At 63.0% G+C, this 17037-nt stretch carries 18 protein-coding genes and 2 pseudogenes; 8 read left to right on the top strand and 12 right to left on the bottom strand.

Features of this window, described 5'->3' with window-relative positions:
• Positions 1 to 191 precede the first annotated feature (191 nt).
• From BLT75_RS15310 to BLT75_RS15280, 8 genes are all read right to left on the bottom strand, one after another.
• Complete coding sequence (locus tag BLT75_RS15310; RefSeq protein WP_245706546.1) at positions 192 to 506, bottom strand: plasmid partitioning protein RepB C-terminal domain-containing protein; 315 nt, start codon at positions 504 to 506, stop codon at positions 192 to 194.
• 229 nt (positions 507 to 735) lie between these two features.
• Positions 736 to 1701: a CopD family protein gene (locus tag BLT75_RS15305; protein ID WP_093033532.1), complete on the bottom strand. Its 966-nt coding sequence runs from the start codon at positions 1699 to 1701 to the stop codon at positions 736 to 738.
• A 6-nt stretch (positions 1702 to 1707) separates the two neighbouring features.
• Entirely contained in the window at positions 1708 to 2064 is a 357-nt protein-coding gene (locus BLT75_RS15300) for a copper resistance CopC family protein (RefSeq protein WP_093033529.1), read from the bottom strand.
• A 63-nt stretch (positions 2065 to 2127) separates the two neighbouring features.
• Complete coding sequence (locus BLT75_RS15295; RefSeq protein WP_093033526.1) at positions 2128 to 2469, bottom strand: copper-binding protein; 342 nt, start codon at positions 2467 to 2469, stop codon at positions 2128 to 2130.
• A 34-nt stretch (positions 2470 to 2503) separates the two neighbouring features.
• Complete coding sequence (locus tag BLT75_RS15290; protein WP_093033522.1) at positions 2504 to 5683, bottom strand: efflux RND transporter permease subunit; 3180 nt, start codon at positions 5681 to 5683, stop codon at positions 2504 to 2506.
• Positions 5680 to 7875, bottom strand: a complete 2196-nt coding sequence (locus BLT75_RS15285; RefSeq protein WP_093033519.1) for an efflux RND transporter periplasmic adaptor subunit — start codon at positions 7873 to 7875, stop codon at positions 5680 to 5682. Before BLT75_RS15285 ends, BLT75_RS15290 begins: the two co-directional genes overlap by 4 nt.
• Positions 7876 to 7965: 90 nt before the next feature.
• A complete protein-coding gene (locus tag BLT75_RS24120) occupies positions 7966 to 8511 on the bottom strand; it encodes a hypothetical protein (RefSeq protein ID WP_143028573.1) in 546 nt (181 codons plus the stop codon).
• 2 nt (positions 8512 to 8513) lie between these two features.
• Entirely contained in the window at positions 8514 to 8858 is a 345-nt protein-coding gene (locus BLT75_RS15280; RefSeq protein WP_093033516.1) for a c-type cytochrome, read from the bottom strand.
• Positions 8859 to 8894: 36 nt separating this feature from the next.
• Here BLT75_RS15280 and BLT75_RS15275 point away from each other — a divergent pair.
• Positions 8895 to 9058 (top strand): annotated as a pseudogene (locus tag BLT75_RS15275) (IS5/IS1182 family transposase); the annotation flags it as partial.
• 282 nt (positions 9059 to 9340) lie between these two features.
• Here the strand turns inward: BLT75_RS15275 and BLT75_RS15270 are convergent.
• Positions 9341 to 9754, bottom strand: a complete 414-nt coding sequence (locus tag BLT75_RS15270) for an RrF2 family transcriptional regulator (RefSeq protein WP_093033513.1) — start codon at positions 9752 to 9754, stop codon at positions 9341 to 9343.
• Between the two features lie 100 nt (positions 9755 to 9854).
• Here BLT75_RS15270 and BLT75_RS15265 point away from each other — a divergent pair, with 100 nt between their 5' ends.
• The 6 genes from BLT75_RS15265 to BLT75_RS15240 are packed head-to-tail and all read left to right on the top strand — an operon-like array spanning position 9855 to position 14583.
• Positions 9855 to 10337 carry a hemerythrin domain-containing protein gene (locus BLT75_RS15265; RefSeq protein ID WP_218128935.1) on the top strand — a complete coding sequence of 161 codons (483 nt, stop codon included), beginning with the start codon at positions 9855 to 9857 and terminating at the stop codon, positions 10335 to 10337.
• 4 nt (positions 10338 to 10341) lie between these two features.
• Complete coding sequence (locus BLT75_RS15260; protein WP_093033507.1) at positions 10342 to 10902, top strand: DUF2478 domain-containing protein; 561 nt, start codon at positions 10342 to 10344, stop codon at positions 10900 to 10902.
• Positions 10899 to 11408, top strand: coding sequence for a ubiquinone anaerobic biosynthesis accessory factor UbiT (gene ubiT, locus BLT75_RS15255; protein ID WP_093033504.1), 510 nt, complete (start codon positions 10899 to 10901; stop codon positions 11406 to 11408). Before BLT75_RS15260 ends, ubiT begins: the two co-directional genes overlap by 4 nt.
• Before the next feature lie 15 nt (positions 11409 to 11423).
• Positions 11424 to 12422: a ubiquinone anaerobic biosynthesis protein UbiU gene (ubiU, locus tag BLT75_RS15250; protein WP_093033501.1), complete on the top strand. Its 999-nt coding sequence runs from the start codon at positions 11424 to 11426 to the stop codon at positions 12420 to 12422.
• A 5-nt stretch (positions 12423 to 12427) separates the two neighbouring features.
• Positions 12428 to 13339, top strand: coding sequence for a ubiquinone anaerobic biosynthesis protein UbiV (ubiV, locus tag BLT75_RS15245; RefSeq protein ID WP_245706545.1), 912 nt, complete (start codon positions 12428 to 12430; stop codon positions 13337 to 13339).
• On the top strand, positions 13258 to 14583 hold the full coding sequence (locus BLT75_RS15240) for an NnrS family protein (RefSeq protein WP_143028572.1): 1326 nt from the start codon (positions 13258 to 13260) through the stop codon (positions 14581 to 14583). The genes ubiV and BLT75_RS15240 overlap by 82 nt, the downstream gene beginning before the upstream one ends.
• Here BLT75_RS15240 and BLT75_RS25300 read toward each other — a convergent pair.
• The 3 genes and pseudogenes from BLT75_RS25300 to BLT75_RS15225 all read right to left on the bottom strand — a co-directional run.
• A pseudogene (locus BLT75_RS25300) lies at positions 14580 to 14696 on the bottom strand (IS481 family transposase); the annotation flags it as partial. The gene BLT75_RS15240 and the pseudogene BLT75_RS25300 overlap by 4 nt on opposite strands.
• A gap of 150 nt (positions 14697 to 14846) precedes the next feature.
• Positions 14847 to 15050: a hypothetical protein gene (locus BLT75_RS15230; protein WP_176828061.1), complete on the bottom strand. Its 204-nt coding sequence runs from the start codon at positions 15048 to 15050 to the stop codon at positions 14847 to 14849.
• A gap of 364 nt (positions 15051 to 15414) precedes the next feature.
• On the bottom strand, positions 15415 to 16233 hold the full coding sequence (locus BLT75_RS15225; RefSeq protein WP_218128933.1) for a winged helix-turn-helix transcriptional regulator: 819 nt from the start codon (positions 16231 to 16233) through the stop codon (positions 15415 to 15417).
• Here BLT75_RS15225 and BLT75_RS15220 point away from each other — a divergent pair.
• Positions 16204 to 17022: a class I SAM-dependent methyltransferase gene (locus BLT75_RS15220; RefSeq protein ID WP_218128931.1), complete on the top strand. Its 819-nt coding sequence runs from the start codon at positions 16204 to 16206 to the stop codon at positions 17020 to 17022. The genes BLT75_RS15225 and BLT75_RS15220 overlap by 30 nt on opposite strands.
• Positions 17023 to 17037 lie beyond the last annotated feature (15 nt).

The following is a 17037-nucleotide window of genomic DNA, read 5'->3' as shown; positions in this document are numbered from 1 at the left end:
GACTGGCCCGATCTCCGGCAGGCCCCGAATTGAACGCAGCCGCAAGGGCGGCCGCGCGGCCGGCGAAAACTCAAGCCGGCCTCGTGGGCTCCGAGCGGGTTCGCCGCAATCCCCACCGCCGCGCTTGATCCGGCCCACAGTCCGGCGTCTCCCGCGGTCCCCGCGCTTATCCGTCCGGGACGTACGAGCCGCTACTCGGCCTCGGCGGCCTCGGCCGGCGTGATCTCGGTGATGGTCTGGAACGCGCCGAGGAACTCCGGATGGTTCAGCGCCAGGTAGCGCACGACCCGGGCGTTCCCGAGCAGCTTGCCGACATAGCCCTTGATCACCGTCAGATTCAGATGGTCCTGACCGTAGGTGTCCTGGATCGGGACGATGCCCTCCTGAAGGCGAGCCAGTTCCTGCTCCCTGCGCGCCATCGCCTCCGGCGTGATGCCTTTGATCTTCTTCGGCTTGGACGACTCGACCAGTTGGACCTTCGGCGTACCAGCCAGGATCGCGGTCACGCAGGCGAATGGGGCGGCAGCGCTCAAGCAGGCGGGGAAAGGCGGATCACCCCTGCGGGCGGCGGTGCAGGAGAACGCGAGCGCCTTTGCGTAGGAACTTGCGCCGGTGATTGAAGATACCCGCAGTGAAGGTCATGTCACATATGGCGCCATGGCTGCCGAGTTGAACGCCCGCGGGATGCCGAGACTGCCACGGAGCCGAGCAGCGATTCATTGAACTGGCGGCGGTTCAAGATCGCCATTGGAACTTTCCAGTTACGTGTGCGGCGGATTGCACCGACGTTGGTTTCGGTGATGCGCTCTTGGTCTGTTCGGAAGGAGGCGACGTCACCGTGGTGAGGGCAGCGGTCGTCGCGAGAATGGCCAGTACAAGCGCGCTTTCCACGGCGATGGACCTGCGGAGGCGTTGCGCGGCGCCGGGTACCGCCGCCTGCAGGTCCGGCGTCAGCCGCACCTTGTTCAGCGCAGCCAGACCGAGCACGCCGACGAAGAGCGCCAGCTTGATCAGGAACGCCTGCCCATAAGGCGCAGAAAGAGCCTCGAGTGTCGCCGAAACGAGTAGCACGAGCGTGACAGCACCGGCCGCGACCAGCGCAGCGACGACCCAGAAGGCCTTCGTTCCGAATTCATACGCGAGCGCCCCAGCTTTCGCCGGGGACTCTCGGCGGGTGGCGCGCGACAACGGCGCGAAGGCACCGAGCCAGAAGGCGAGGCCCGCGAGATGAACCGTCACCAGCGCGCCGAGCAGCAGGCGCGGGTCGCCAAGCGCATGACCGCGCAGCGCAAACGATGTGCAGGTCATGAGCGCTCCGGCAAGCGCGATCCACCTGGCACCCCGCACGGGCAGGAGAATGGTCAGTATGAGCGCAAGTCCGATCAGACGGACGGCCACACTCGTGCCCAGGGGGCTATCGACCACAATCCCCAGCATCATCGGATCGAAGGCACCGTCGATCGAACCACCCATCAGGAAACTGGCGCGAACCGGTAGGCGCAGCACGCTCAGCACAGCCGCTGCCAGCGCGCCGATCACCGCGATCCGGCGAAGCGCGCCGCGCGCATCCTCGGTGAGTTCACGAAGCCAAATCATTACCATGACGCTTCCGGCCGCGACCAGCGTCGCGGTGTAGGCCAGCGTCTTCACCAGGATGGAGATCCAGGTGACTGCATCGGCGGAGGCGAGCGCGGCAATCATGCCGGATCAGTTCGCGATCTCGAAAGAAAAACTGCCCTGCATCGGGTGGCCGTCTCCGGATAGACCGCGCCACTCGACGGTGTAAGCCCCGGGAAGAAGCGTCGCGGGAACCGCCTGGAATTGCGTCACGGGCGCCATGCCATCCGAGCGTTGCAGTTCGATATCGCCCCCCTCCGCGTCCGTAAGTCGGACCATCGTAAGCCGCATCGGACTGTCGAAAGTCATTTCGATATGCGTCGGCGCTCTCTCCAGAATGGCGCCGTCTGCCGGAATGGTCGACTCCTTGTCAGAGTGCGCCAAAAGCGGCATTGCAGCGAGAAAAACTGCTGAAAAAAAAGAAGAAAACTGGCGCATTCGCTTCATGCCTTGGTCCCTTTTTGATCTTGGAGGCGACCGGAGCAATGCTCCGGTCGCCTCCCGTTAGACTCAGTTTAGCATCATCGCGCCAATTGCATACATGCCGTCCGGTCCCTTTACGAGCATGAGCGTAACCTCGTCGCCCGCGGAAATCTCCCCCATCATTTCGGCGTTCTCGAGAAGCGGCAGATCCATCGTCATCGCAGGCCAGCCGATCTCCGGGATCGGGTCATGGCTCACATTCGCCGTGCCGTCACCGATCGAATTGACGATGGCCTTCGCATGGACGGCGCCCTCCATCTGTTCGGACGACATCGGCATGTTGGAATGATTCATCCCGTGAGTCATCTGAGCGAGGGCCGGCACGGTCGTGAAGGCAAGGAGGCCGAGGGTTGCAGTCAGTGTCTTCATTGGAAGCTCCATGAGTTCGGGTTGCGGTTTGGGATTATTCGGCAGGCACTGATTGTTCAGGCCGCAGAACGAGGGGGGCGATCTCGCGGTTGACACGGGCCAGGGCCAACATCTTCCAGATCACGAAGATCGACGGGATCACGAAGAGGGTCAGAAGGGTCGCCGTGACCATGCCTCCGATCATCGGGGCGGCGATCCGCTGCATGATCTCGGATCCGGTGCCGGTGCCGTACATGATCGGAATGAGCGCCGCGAAGATCGTGGCCACGGTCATGACCTTGGGTCGGACCCGCAGCACGGCGCCCTCGAAGACCGCCTCTTGGATGTCGTCGCGGGTGAGCATACGGTTCTCGGCCTGCGCGAGCTTGCGACGCTTTTCCCACGAGAGGTTGAGATAGAGAAGCATCACGATCGCGGTCTCGACCGCGACGCCCGCAAGCGCGATGAAGCCGACAAGCACGGCCACCGAGATGTCGAAGGCGAGATACCACAGGAACCAGACACCCCCGGCGAGAGCGACCGGCAAGGCCGCCAGGATGATCCCGACCTCGATGATCCGGTTGAAAGCCATGAAGAGCATCAGCGTGATGATCAGAAGCGTCGCGGGGGCGACGATGGTCAGCCGTTCCTGCATCCGTTCGATGTACTCGTATTGGCCGGACCAGGAGAGCGAATAGCCCGGCGGCAGGTTGACTTCTTCGGCGACCTGCGCGCGCGCCTCGGTGACATAGCTGCCAAGGTCGCGCCCCGCGATGTCGATGAAGACGAAGCCGGTGCGCCGTGCGTTTTCGGACCGGATCATGCCCGGGCCGTCGACGATCCGGATGTCCGCGAGCGCTGCGAGTGGGACATGGGCCCCCGAGGGTGTGACCACCGGCAAGGTTTCCAGCCGTTCAGGACTGTCTCGCCACGACTGCGGATATCGCAGGTTGATCGGGAAGCGTTCGAGCCCTTCGACGGATTCGGAGACCTGCATGCCGCCTATGGCCGTTTGCACGACGTCTTGCACGTCCCGCACGCTCATCATGTAGCGGGCAGCAGCATTACGTTTCACGTCGATCTCGATAAAGCGCCCGCCGACCGGGCGTTCGGCATAGGCCGAGGCGGTGCCGTCGATGCCGCGAACGGCGTCCTCCACCGCAATGCCGATCTGCTCGATCACATTCAGATCGGCACCGGAGATTTTCACGCCCACCGGCGTCTTGATCCCCGTGGCCAGCATGTCGATCCGGTTCTTGATCGGCTGGATCCAGACGTTGGTGACGCCCGGCACCTGCACGGCGCGGTCGAGTTCGTCACGGATCTTATCCATCGTCATGCCGGGGCGCCATTCCGCCTCCGGCTTCAACTGGATGGTGGTCTCGATCATCGTGAGGGGTGCCGGATCGGTCGCGGTATCGGCGCGACCGAGCTTGCCATGCACCGTCTGGACCTCGGGAATCGTTGCGATCAGCCGGTCGGTCTGCTGCAGGACCTCGCGCGCCTTGCCGATGGAGACGCCCGGGTAAAGCGTGGGCATGTAGAGAAAGTCGCCCTCGTTCAGTTCCGGCATGAACTCGGACCCGAGACGTTGGAGCGGGTACCACATCGAGGCTACGACGGCGCCTGCGAGCAACGTCGTTGCCCACGGCCACGCGACTGCCGCATCCAGGAAGGGTCGGTACATCCAGACCACGATCCGGTTCAGCGGATTCTTGCGTTCGGGCAGGATGCGGCCGCGAACGAAATAACCCATGAGGACCGGCACCAGCGTGATCGACAGGATCGCCGCTGCAGCCATCGCGTAAGTCTTCGTGTATGCCAATGGCTTGAAGAGCCGTCCTTCCTGGTTCTCGAGCACGAAAACAGGCAGGAAGCTCACGGTGATGATGGCCAGGGAATAGAAAAGCGCCGGCCCAACCTCTGAGGCGCATTCCTGCACTATCCTCCATCGGTTTTCGGCCGTCAGCTTCTCTTTCTCGAGGCGCCGGTGCATGGCTTCGATCATCACGATGGCGGCATCGACCATGGCGCCAATGGCGATGGCGATGCCACCGAGCGACATGATGTTGGCGTTTACGCCCTGCGCCTTCATCAGTATGAAGGCCGCAAAGATGCCAAGCGGAAGCGACAGCAGGATCACCAGCGACGAGCGCAGGTGCAGAAGGAATGCGGCGCAGACCAGCACCACGACAATGAATTCCTCGGTCAGTTTCTTCTGCAAGTTCTCGATCGCCCGTTCGATCACGCCGGAGCGGTCATAAGTCGTGACGATCTCGACGCCTTCGGGCAAGTTCGGACGCAGTTCCTCGATCCGGGCCTCGACCGCCTTGATCGTGGCGAGCGCGTTGCCGCCCCAGCGCAGGATCACCACGCCACCGACTGCGTCGCCCTCGCCGTCGAACTCGCCGACACCGCGCCGCATCTCCGGCCCCAGCCGGATCTCCGCCACGTCGCCTAGCGTCAGCGCCGCGCCACGCTCGTTGACCATCAAGGGGGCGCTGGCGAGGTCCGCAAGCTCGTCGATGTAACCCGACGAGCGGATCATGAACTCCGCTTCGCCCATCTCGATCACGCTGCCGCCGGTCTCGCGGTTCGCGGCCTGGATCGCGCCGCGCAGTTGCGCGAGCGTGATGTCGTAGGCGCGCAGTTTGTTGGGGTCGACGACGACCTGGTATTGCTTGACCATCCCGCCGACTGTGGCAACCTCCGAGACGCCTTCTACGGCTTGAAGCTCGTATTTCAGGAACCAGTCCTGAAGCGTGCGGAGTTGCGACAGATCGTGGTTTCCGGTGCGGTCGATCAGGGCATACTGATAGATCCATCCCACACCCGTCGCGTCGGGCCCCAGCTGCGGGGACACGCCTTCGGGCAGGCTTCCCGTGATCTGGCCGAGATATTCCAGCACGCGCGAGCGCGCCCAGTAGAGATCGGTACCATCCTCGAAGACGACGTAGACGAAACTGTCCCCGAAGAATGAAAAGCCGCGCACGTCCTGCGCCCCCGGCACCGCGAGCATCGCCGTGGCCAGCGGATAGGTGATCTGGTTCTCGACCACCTGTGGCGCCTGGCCGGGATAGGGCGTGCGCACGATCACCTGCACGTCCGACAGGTCCGGGATAGCGTCGACCGGTGTCTCGCGGATGGCCCAGACACCCACCGCCGCCATCATGAGTGCGAGCGCCACGATGATGAACCTGTTCGCGATCGAGGCGCGGATGATGGCGGGGATCATTGCGATACGCTCCGCGTAGCGGCGGTGCCCACAAGGGTCATCGAGAAATCGGAGTTGCGATGTAGAAGCAGGATGATTTCTTCCCCGGTGGGCAAGGCGGCCGGATCGATGTCACCCGAGATGGTAAAATCCATCGTCATTCCCGGCATGCCAATTTCGGTCATCGGTCCATGGGTGATGTTGGCCATCCGCGTGGCAGGATCGACCGCGTTGATGGTGCCCGAGACCTCCATCGGCGGCTGCATGGGCTCGACACCGGCCAACACCATCGTCATGCCGTCGGGGCGCGCGAAGGTGAGCGACATCTCCCGACCTATTTCGAGGCCAGCGAGGTCCAGCTCCGGGTGCACGGCGAACGCCATCGTCATGCCTGGCATGCCGATTTCGGTGATCGGTCCGTGGGTGATCGTTGCCTGTCCGGTTGCCGGGTCGATGGCGTCAATCGTTCCTGAAACGACGATTGGCGGGGTCGCCACGGTCGGTGTTTCGTCAACCTCCTCCGCAGGTCTTGGATCGTCGTCCTCGGCGCGCACCGCGATAATGGAGAACATGCCGTTCTCATCCTTGGCCAGATCGAATTCGATTGGCGTATCGAGTGGAACGCTCGCCGGATCGAGGCCCGCCACATCCAGGTCCATCTGCATCGCAGGCCAGCCCAGTTCTGGAATCGGGCCGTGGTCGAGCGTCAGTTTGCCCTCGGGTGTCACGGCCAGCGCCATTCCTGTTCCCGTCGCCGCGACACCGTCATCGGGACCCAGCTCGATCAGGCCGAGCAGACCGTCGGCGCCACGGGCGGCCCGAAACGACACGTCCTCTCCCACGCGGAGCCGGTCAAGCGGCACGTCCGCGCGCACCGGAAACTCGGACGTCATGGCCGGCCAGTCCAGGCTTTCGAGGGCACCATGGCGGAGCGTAGCGATCCGCCGGTCACGGTCGAGCGCGACAAGCGTGCCTGTCCCGCGGGCGGGCTCTGCATCGGTCGGCGCCATCCGCATGAAGCCGGCGCTGAGAGCGCTTTCGCTGTCGATCAGGAACTGCGCAGATGCGACAACCTCCTCGCCCGTCGCCAGTCCTTGCAGGATCTCCGTGCGGCCCCCTTCTCCAAAGCTGTCGCGCAGTCCGGTCGTGACAAGCCGCGGCCGGAACGTTCCCGCGCCCGTCTTCAGGATGACCCGCTCCGCCGATCCGGTCCGGATCACTGCCTCGGACGGCACCGTCAGAACCTGACGGCTCTCGTTGGGAATGAGGTTCACGTTGCCGAACATGCCCGGCCGAAGCAGGCCTTCCGAATTGTCGAACCGCAGGCGCACGGGAAGGGTACGCGTGCGCGGGTCGAGTTCGGGATAGACGTAGTCGATCCTGCCCTCGAAGACTCTCCCGGGAAGATGTTCGAAGCTGGCGACAGCGGCCATGTCTTCCGACAGGCGCGAGATGTCACGCTCGAACACATCCACGATCAGCCAGACCTGGCTCAGATCCGTGATCGACACCGCCTGCGTTCCGGGCTGCAGGAACATACCGTCTGCGGCCTGAAGTGCCACCACGATACCGTCCCTCGGGGCTTCGACCGTGATGCGACGCGCGACCTCGCCGGATGCCTCGATCGCAGCAATCTGCGCCTCGGTGGCGCCGTGGCTGCGCAACTTGTTGCGCGCCGCCTCGACCGAGAGCCCGGTTCCCCGTTCCAGCGCCCTGAGAAAGTCGAAGCTTGCGACGCCGAACTCCGGAGAGAAGAGCTCGAACAGCACGTCACCCTTTCGGACGGCGTCGCCAACGGCCCTGACATTCAGGACCTCAATCCATCCATCGACGCGCGTGTGGACATGGCTGGTGAGATGCTCGTCATAGCCGACAAATCCGACGGTTTCGATCTTCGGCGCCACGTCCGTCATCCGCGCCAGCGCGGTCCGTACCCCGATTGCGTTGATTTCAGCCGGGCTGAGCGAGACTTCCGCGGGATCGCCGGACGGTTCCTGACCGGCATAGACCGGGATCAGATCCATCCCCATGGGCGACTTGCCCGGGCCGGGTTGTCGGAAATTCGGGTCCATTGGCGCGACCCAATAGAGAATCTCCGGCCCGTCCGATCCGCCGGTGTTCGCCGGATTGAGGTAGAACCTCTCAAGTGTGATGCCGCCTGCGGTGCCGCCCGCCAAGGCAAGGATCGCGAGAGCCACGTAGCGTCCACGCATTGCAACCTCCTGACAGCCGATGCGCTGGGAATCGGCCCGAAATTCAAGATGGACCCGACCCGCACGAGGGCTCGGGCCGTAAAGAACCTGTCAGGAAAGTTGAGGCGGTCTTTCAGGAAGTGAGGTGTCGATCGAAGGTCCGACCACTTGCACCATTGACTGAGCACAGGCGCTTCGACCGTGATCCAAGGATGCCAAAATTTCCGAGTGTTGCAATTCGGATAGACAGCACGTCGACACATGGCAGCTTGACGCCGCGGTGGTATCGGGCTCACAGCATTCTGCATCGGAGTCACCCGGTGACATATGGTGCGATGCGTGCGCCATCGGTCCGGGATCGGATGCGGCCCAAGCAACGCTGCCATTGCTTTCGTGACCCGGATGTTCCATCGCGACAGCCGCAGCGACTCCAGTGATCATGAGCGCAAGGCACATGATCAGCGCCATCAGACGCTTCGCTGAAAAGCTGTACGCGAACTTTTTCATGGTTGTGAAATAGTTGCTGCGACGTCTCGAGACAACCAGATTTTGCGTGACCGCAATTGGACCAGCGTTCGCGCTGCCCGCCTTATCTTTCCACGGCAGGAATCTGGTTCTGCGACAAGTGGTTGTGAGTGGCGCGCGATAGGAGGTCATCGTTACTCTATCCCGTTCGCGCGCTGAAGCGCGCGGACATAATCGGTGATCTGCGGAACGTCCTTGTCGCTTAAACCTTCGACGGGCGGCATGTTTCCGAACCGCCAGTCATGTGCCCGGACACCCTGCCGCGCGGCGAGATCGAACGCCATTTTTCCATGATGGCTCGGCTCGTAGATGCGATGAACGAGCGGCGGTCCCCGGTCGGAGCCCGCCGCATTCGCCCCGTGACAGGCTGCGCAATTCGCTTCGAATAGAGCGGCCCGTCTTCCAGCTCCGGCGTCAGGTCCGGCAAGGTCAGAGAGGCGAGATCTGGCCCGCTCGCGTCGTGGTGCCCACGCCGTCATCCCGCCCCGCAAGAATGCAAAACCGTGGCAGACCACTACCGCCGGAGCCGCGTCGAAACGAAGATGCATTGTGTGAAACTTCCGGGCCAGCGGTTGACAGCGCGGGACTTCGACCGACAGGCGCCGCGCTTCAGGTCCGCATCGCCGTCCTGAACGGCTACAGCGCGCTCGGCATCCCCGTTACAGAACCCCTAGGATGAGTCCGTCCGGGGAAAGGGGAACCTCGGCGTTCAGCCAATTTGTGCCACAGAGCCGCCGTGGTTCAACACATTCGCCGGGTTCGTCCATATCGTCGTTGGGCTGGGCACGCGGTCAGCGCGTGAATGGGCCTTTCCCCAGGCACTTGCCGTCCTGAGGGCAAGCCTGCTCGACTTTGCCACCTTCGGTTTTCCCGTCATCCGCGCTGGAGCCTTCGAGATGCGCACGGTGACGGTGATGGCGCTACGCTGCGCGGTGCTGGCGATCATGGCCGTCGCGGGCCGTCATCTCCCGAGAGGGTGATAGACACAGTCTGCCAGCGAACTGCGGTTGAGTTCGGCGATGAAGGCAGTTTCAGCGCCGGCCAGCCGCGCTTTCAGGCGGCAGTTCGGTGTCAGCGTACAGGCGTTGCCGCCCGGCAGAAAGCATTCGACCAACGCTTGATCCCCCTCGAGATGGGCGACGACATCGCCAAGCCTTATGTCTTCGGGCGGCCGCGCAAGTACCGCGCCGCCCCCGCCGCCGCGGCGCGTTTCCAGATAGCCAGCGCTCGACAGCGCCGAGATCACCTTGGCCAGGTGATGGCGCGATACGCGGAACTCGTCCGCCAGTTCCGCGGTGGTGAACGGCCGCTCCGGGGCGCCGGCCATCCGCATCAGGACGCGCAGCCCGAAATCGGTAAACGTTGTAAGGCGCAAGATCGGACTCCTTGTTTGGTATTTACAATGCGCATTCCGCTGATGTAATTGGTATCCTGAATACCAAAACTTCGTCGTCACGCCAATGCCCCAGAGTCCCATGGAAGATATCGCTCCCAGTGCCGCGTCTCAGGACACCGATGCCCTCATCGCCCATATTCTGACCCGCTATCACGCGGTCCACCGGTCCGACCTCGCGTCCTTGCATCCACTCGCGCAAAAGGTCGAAACGGTCCACGCCAGCGATTCAGAGGCGCCGCACGGGCTTGCGCAGGCCCTGATGACGCTCTGGCGCGAGATGGAAGATCACATGGCCAAGGAGGAAAAGATCCTCTTTCCGGCTATGCGCGCAGGCGGCATGCCGGGGATCGAGCATCCCATCGCCGTGATGCGCGCCGACCACGACGATCACGCTGCGAACATTGCGCATGTGCGCGCGCTTACCGCGAACCTGACGCCGCCGGATCATGCCTGCGGTTCCTGGCGCGCGCTCTATGCAGGGACCGAAAAGCTGCTCGACGATCTGGCGGTGCATATCGCGCTGGAGAACGAGGTGCTTTTCCCAAGGTTCGAGAGGGGTTGAGACAATGGCAATAGCTTCTGTCATGGCACATGGCCGCGGCGCGACGGATCGCCTTTTGTCCGGGGTCGTCGCTCGGTTGACAGAGGACGGGGTTCGCGTTCTGGGCGCGTTGCGGCTCTCCGAACCGGGCAACGCGGGCGGGCATTGCGACAGTGATCTGTGGTTGTTGCCGGACGGGCCGGTCATGCGCATCACGCAGGACCTCGGGCCGGGGTCCGTCGCCTGCCGGATGGATGCCGGCGCGCTAGAGGATGCCGTAGGGCTTGCGACGGCACGCCTGATCGAACAGGGTGCGGACCTTGTCGTATTGAACAAGTTCGGTCTGAGCGAGGCCGAGGGGCGCGGCTTTCGGGCGATGATCGCCGAGGCGCTTGCACGGGGGATTCCGGTTTTGATCGGAGTGTCCGAGACGCACCGCCCCGCCTTCTGGCGGTTCGCGGACGGTCTGGCCACGGATCTGCCACCCGAGGTGGATGCGGTTCTGGGCTGGTGTCGAAACGTGACCCGCGCTGCATTCGCAGCACCCGGCGCCGATCCGGCCGAGATGGGAGAAGCCTCAACATGACATTGAACGCCACCGTGTCTCAAAAATCTCCGTTGCCCGGACGAGGTATCGCGGAACGACTGGCCTGTGCCGTGGTGCAACCGGTCCTGTCGCGGGTGGTGCGCCGGATCGCATCGCGTCATTCGTCGCTATTCGCACGACTCGGGCCTCACCAGAGTACTGATTTCCTGATCGACCCGATCGAGTTGCCTTTTGCCCTGCACCTGCGGCCCGATCCGCAGGATCTGGTGTTGCGTGCCGTGCCGCGCGATGCGGCCCCGAGGGCAGGCGCGACGATCAGGGGCCGATTCATGCTGCTGCTGGAACTGATCGATTCCGAGGAAGATGGCGACGCGGCCTTCTTTTCCCGCGATCTGGAGGTCTCGGGCGATACCGAAGCCGTGGTGCGGCTGCGCAATGCGCTTGACGATGTCGACGGTTCGATCGCCGAAGAAACCGCCGCGATGTTCGGACGGCCCGGGCGCGCGATCCTGTCCCGGCTGCGCCGTTCCTATATCCCATCCTGAAAGGGCCGAACCGCGATGAGCCTTGCCGAACTGATCTGCCCCGCCGGAACCCCGGCCGCCCTGCGAACCGCAGTCGATGCCGGAGCCGATGCCGTCTACTGCGGCTTCCAGGACGCCACCAATGCCCGCAACTTCCCCGGCCTGAACTTCACCCCCGCAGAGTTGGCCGAGGCCGTGGCCTATGCTCATGCACGCGGTACCAAGGTGCTTTTGGCGCTCAATACTTACCCGCCCGCGGGCAAGGTCGATCTGTGGCGGCAGGCCGCCGATACCGGGGCGCGGCTGGGTGTCGATGCCTTCATCGTCGCGGACATGGGTGTTGCCGATTACATCGCGCGCACCCATCCCGGCACGCGCCTGCACCTGTCGGTTCAGGCGGCGGCCTCCAGTCCCGAGGCGATCCGCTATTACTGTGCGCATTTCGGCGTGAAGCGGGTGGTGCTGCCGCGCATCCTGACGATCCCCGAGATCCGCCAGATCCGCAAGGAAATCCCCTGCGAAATCGAAACCTTCATCTTCGGCAACCATGGTCTTATGGTCGAGGGGCGTTGCAGCCTGACCAACTACCTCACCGGCCAATCGACCAACATGGATGGGGTCTGCTCGCCGGCCTCGGACGTAGAATACAAGCGCCACGAGGACGGGTCCATGTCATCTCAGCTTGCCGGGTTCACCATCGACTGTTTCGGGGCCGACGAAAAGGCGGGCTACCCGACGATCTGCAAGGGACGCTACACCGCACCGCATCGGCCCGAAGGGTATTATGCCTTCGAGGAACCGATCAGCCTCAATCTTTCAAAACTCTTGCCCGAACTGATCGACGCTGGCGTTCACGCCTTCAAGATCGAGGGACGGCAACGGTCGAAATCCTATGTGCGCGGGGTCGTAACGGCGTTTCGCAAGGCGGTCGATGACATCCGCGCCGGGCGCCCGGCCGACATGGCCGACCTCGTTGCCCTGACCGAGGGGCAGAAGCAGACCCAGGGCGCCTTCGAGACCAAGAAGTGGCGGTGAACGATATGACGAAACTGACCCTTGGCCCGATCGCCTACCACTGGCCTGCCGAGATGCGGCGGGACTTCTACACGCGCATCGCCGACGAAGCGCCGGTCGACGAGGTCTATCTCGGCGAAGTGATCTGCTCCAAACGCGCGCCTTTCCAAGAGGCAGATCTGCCGGCCACCATCGAACGGCTGGAGCGCGCCGGCAAGACGGTGATCCTGTCCTCGCTGGCCGAGGTCATGTTGACGCGCGAACGCAAGGCGACCGCCGATCTTGCCGCGCTGGAAGCCCCGGAGATCGAGATCAACAACGCGGCGGGGCTGTTCGCGCGCGGCAAGCGCCCGCACCGTATCGGCCCATTCATGAACGCCTATAACGAAGTGACAATCGCGTGGATGGCGTCGCAGGGCGCGACCCATGTCTCCCTGCCCGCCGAAATGCCCGCGCCCGCCATCGCCGCCGCAGCCGGCGCCGCGCGCGACCTCGGCCTTGGTGTCGAGGTGCAGGTTTTCGGCCGGGCCTCGCTGGCCGTATCGGCGCGCTGCTATCATGCCCGCGCCCATGGCCGGACCAAGGACAACTGCCAGTTCGTCTGCGAGAACGATGACGACGGCATGCCTTTGCGCACCACGGACAACCGCCCGATCCTGCGCGTCAACGGCATCCAGACCCAGTCGGAAAGCTATGTCGACCTGCTCCCCGAAACCGCTCGCCTGATCGAGGTCGGCGTCACCCATCTGCGGCTGATGCCGCAGGCGGCCGACATGGTGGCGGTGGCCTCTGCCTTTCGCGGCGTCGTGGACGGCACTCACGATCTTCTCGAGGCCGAAGCCGGGTTGCATCAGGCGTGTGGCGGGAATTCATTTTCCAACGGTTTCTATCACGGCGAGGCCGGGTATCGGCGTATTTCCAGAGCCGCGGCAGGCTGATCGCAGTTGGAGCAGCAATGGGAAACGTCGGACTGTCGCATTTTTGGGATGCGCCCTACAGGCCGTTGTTCCTAGCGGCGGCACTCTGGGCCCTCGTATCGATTGCGTGGTGGCCGCTCGGTGTTTCCCTCGGTCTGCCAAAACCAGGGTTTACCCCTCTGGTCCTCTGGCATGTACACGAACTGATCTTCGGCTTCTTCAGTGTCGCCATCGCGGGATATGTCCTGACGGCGCTGCCCCATTGGGTATGCCGGCCACCAGAGCATGGCCGCATCCTTAAGGTTCTTGTGGCGTTCTGGGTGCTGTCGCGCCTGTCGATGGCGATGGCAGACCGGGTTCCGCCTCTCCTGCTGCTAAGCATCAATTCATTGTTCTTCGTGCTGCTTGCTGCGCTTATCCTGTATCGCACCCTGTCAGGTCGAGCCTTTTCAAAGGCGCTGTTCGGAGTCGTGGTGGTCATGTTGGGCTTGGCGGATATAATTTTCCTGAAGGTTGCCAAGGCAGGAGATGTCTCCGGCAGCCTGGAGATCGCGCATGCCTGCCTGATCGGCATGGCGTTACTTGTAACGGTGGTGGGAGCGCGTCTTGTCCCCGCATTTACCGAAAGCTGGCGTCAGCACAGCGGGCGTTCAGCCGGTCATGCTCCGGCTTCACAACTACGGGCTGCAGCCATCTCGGCACAGATTCTTTCATTGATGGCAATCCTGATGGGTTGGAGTGATCTCGCTCATGCGGCTTTGGTCCTGTCGGCGAGTTTGCTGTGCCTGGTCATGGCGCGCTGGCAGAGCCTATCGACACTTGCGAACCCGCTGGTGGCTGGATTGCATTTTGCCTTTTTCTGGCTGCCTGTGGGCCTGGCGCTTAAGGGCGGCCTGTGGTTGCTCTCCGCGTCCTATCCTCTGGCCGATGCCATACACGCGCTGACTATCGGGGCAATCTCGGGGCTGATCATGGCGATTTCCGGCCGCGCCGCCTGTCACGGTTCCGGACCGCAACTGCAAGCAATTCCCTCGCTGAGCCTTGCCATGGCGCTGATCTGGATCGCGACCTGCCTGCGTCTGATGGCGCCGCTGGCTGCCGGGTACGGAACCGAAGTGGAAACAGCGGCAGCGACATTCTGGTGTGCGGCCTGGCTTTCGTTTCTTTTCGGATTTCGTCTCGCGTTGAAGGAACCTACGCGCCGCCCCGTCCTGAGCGGCAAGAAACCGACGCCCCGAGACCCGGAACGGAAACGGACAGCCTAGTTGTTCGGTCCCGGCATCTGGTGGATCGGGTGGACGATGAACCTATCGGGTTCTGAAGTCCGGATTTTACAGCTGTATTCGCAAGACGTGAGGCCAGTCGTTGTCCGGCGTCGGGCAGGTGACCAAGGATCTTGCGCGGTGATTGAGCCAGGCCGCGGTCGATGGTGGGGGCGTGTCCTGAACTCTGTGTACCTGGCCCGGCCCATGACCGGTATGATCGCCTCAATAGCGTCGGTTGCCTAATTCCTTATTTGGATTGTATTTCAGCAAACTATTTGAAAACGCTCGACGATAATGCCGAGAACTTCATCTGGCGGGCCGGTCCACCAGTTACCCCCCGAAAAGATTTCAACCTCGCAGGGAGCGTCATATCCGGCATCTTCCACCACCCGGCGGATCGCTTTCAAATCGGCTACGCCATCACCCATCATGCCACGGTCATCGCCGCGCAGAGCATTGCGTTTCACCGTTCAATCCCGGGCAACACCCCGGCTACCGCTTCCCCGCATCCTGATCATGACCGGGGCGAAGGCGGCGGTGTGGCTGCGCGCGACATGCGCCGCATTTCTTTTCGCACCCCTTTGTCACGAAGCTTTCCAGAACCTCGCCCTCGTGATGGGCGGCCCGCCAGAGGCAATGGCACTGTCCTTTGATCTGCACCAACATCCCGTCCGGATGGCGACACCAGCACAGCTCAACCCGAAGGCGCCAGTCACTGAAAAAAACGCCGGTCCGGCCGTCGATTGCTTGGTGAAATCAATCCGGCAACCCAGTCACAATTGTCTGTTCGGTAGAGTTTCTCAAGGACTCCGCCGGAGCAGTCATGCCCGCTCATGTGTCGCTACGCCGCGATTGCACTTTTGTGAGCGGACCCAGGTTCAGCCAATCGGTAAAAGCGCACCTCGCCCAGTTGTCGCCAAGAACCTCTATACGGTTGTCACCAATGGCATGCGCTGGCGAGATGTCTCCACGGACGATATGGATCGCATCCGGGAGCGTACAGGCCACATAAAGGTTGACCTCCCCGCCGGGGTCGTCGACGCACAACTCACACTTCCCTTTCTGGTTCAGGAACCACCAGAACCGCTTTGCATCGGTCTGATCGGTCAATTCCAACCGAATGAGGCATCGTCCGGGACCAAAGGCATCGGGGTTGGCGGAACTTTCCAAGCTCCAGACCAGCAGGCCAAGGTCAATTTCATGGGCTTGCAGGGTACGTCTTGTCCATCTTTGCCCCCAGATGCCGAGCCCCTCGACCAGGGGCACGAATTCCCGCCCCGCTTCGGTCAGGGCATAGCCGCGGCGTCTTTCGCCCATGTCGTGGCGCTCGATCACGCCTTCGTCGATCAGCCATTTCAGCCGCGAGGACAAAAGCGACGGTGACATCAGCGGAACGCCGCGCTGGAGATCCGTGAACCGACGTGGCCCGTGGGCAAGATCACGGATGATGAGGGCGTTCCAGCGCTCGCAAAACAGTTCGGCCGCTTTTGCAACCGGGCAGAACTGGCCGTAGGATTTTATTCGCCGTGCCTTTCTCGTTCCTACAGTTCTTGAACTATACCCGATGCATGGCTTCGGGTCACCCTTGGCGCGATGACATCCGAACCAATGGAGGAAAAGATGACAACGCGCACTGCAACCAGAGGGCAAGTCACAGGTTCCGCCGCAGAAATCTACGATGAATTCTTCGTGCCAGCCTTGTTCGGGCAATGGGCCGGACCGCTGTGCGATGCCGCAGGCTTGGAGGCAACAAGCGATGTCCTGGATGTTGCCTGTGGAACCGGTGCGACGACGCGCGCGGCCGCGTCGCGCACCGGGGCGGACAGGCGCGTCGTCGGACTGGACCGGAATGAGGGGATGCTCGAGGTTGCGCGGCGTCGTGCCGGCAACATCGATTGGGTCCAGGGCCTGGCCGAAGACCTGCCTTTTGCCGCGGCTTCATTCGATATCGTGCTTTGCCAGTTCGGCCTGATGTTCTTCGATGACCGGACCAAAGCCCTGGCTGAAATGCGGCGTGCGGTTCGTCCCGATGGCCGGATTGCGCTGAGCGTCTGGGACGACGTCGGCAATTCTCCCGGATATGCGGGCATGATCAAGCTGATTGACGCAATGTTTGGCCATGATGCTGCGGATGCCCTGCGCGCGCCCTTCGTGCTCGGCCACAAACCGACACTGCGGGGTCTATTGACGGACGGCGGGCTCGCCGACGCAACTGTGACCACGGTGACGGGCACCGCGCGATTTGCTTCGATCCGGGAATGGGTCCGAATGGATGTCCGTGGCTGGACCCTGTCCGACTTCATTGACGATGACGGGTTTGACGCTTTGGTCGCGGCGGCGGAAACGCGATTGGGTCACTTCGCTGCGGCGGACGGAACGGTCGAATTCCCCGCACCCGCCCATATCGCGGTCTGGTCCGGACGGGATCAAAGACCATGATGCGAAGGTCTTCGG

This window comes from Ruegeria marina (genome assembly GCF_900101475.1).
Lineage (GTDB): Bacteria > Pseudomonadota > Alphaproteobacteria > Rhodobacterales > Rhodobacteraceae > Ruegeria_B > Ruegeria_B marina.
Note: the sequence above shows the minus strand (reverse complement) of the source record. Positions and strands in the feature narration are given on the sequence as shown.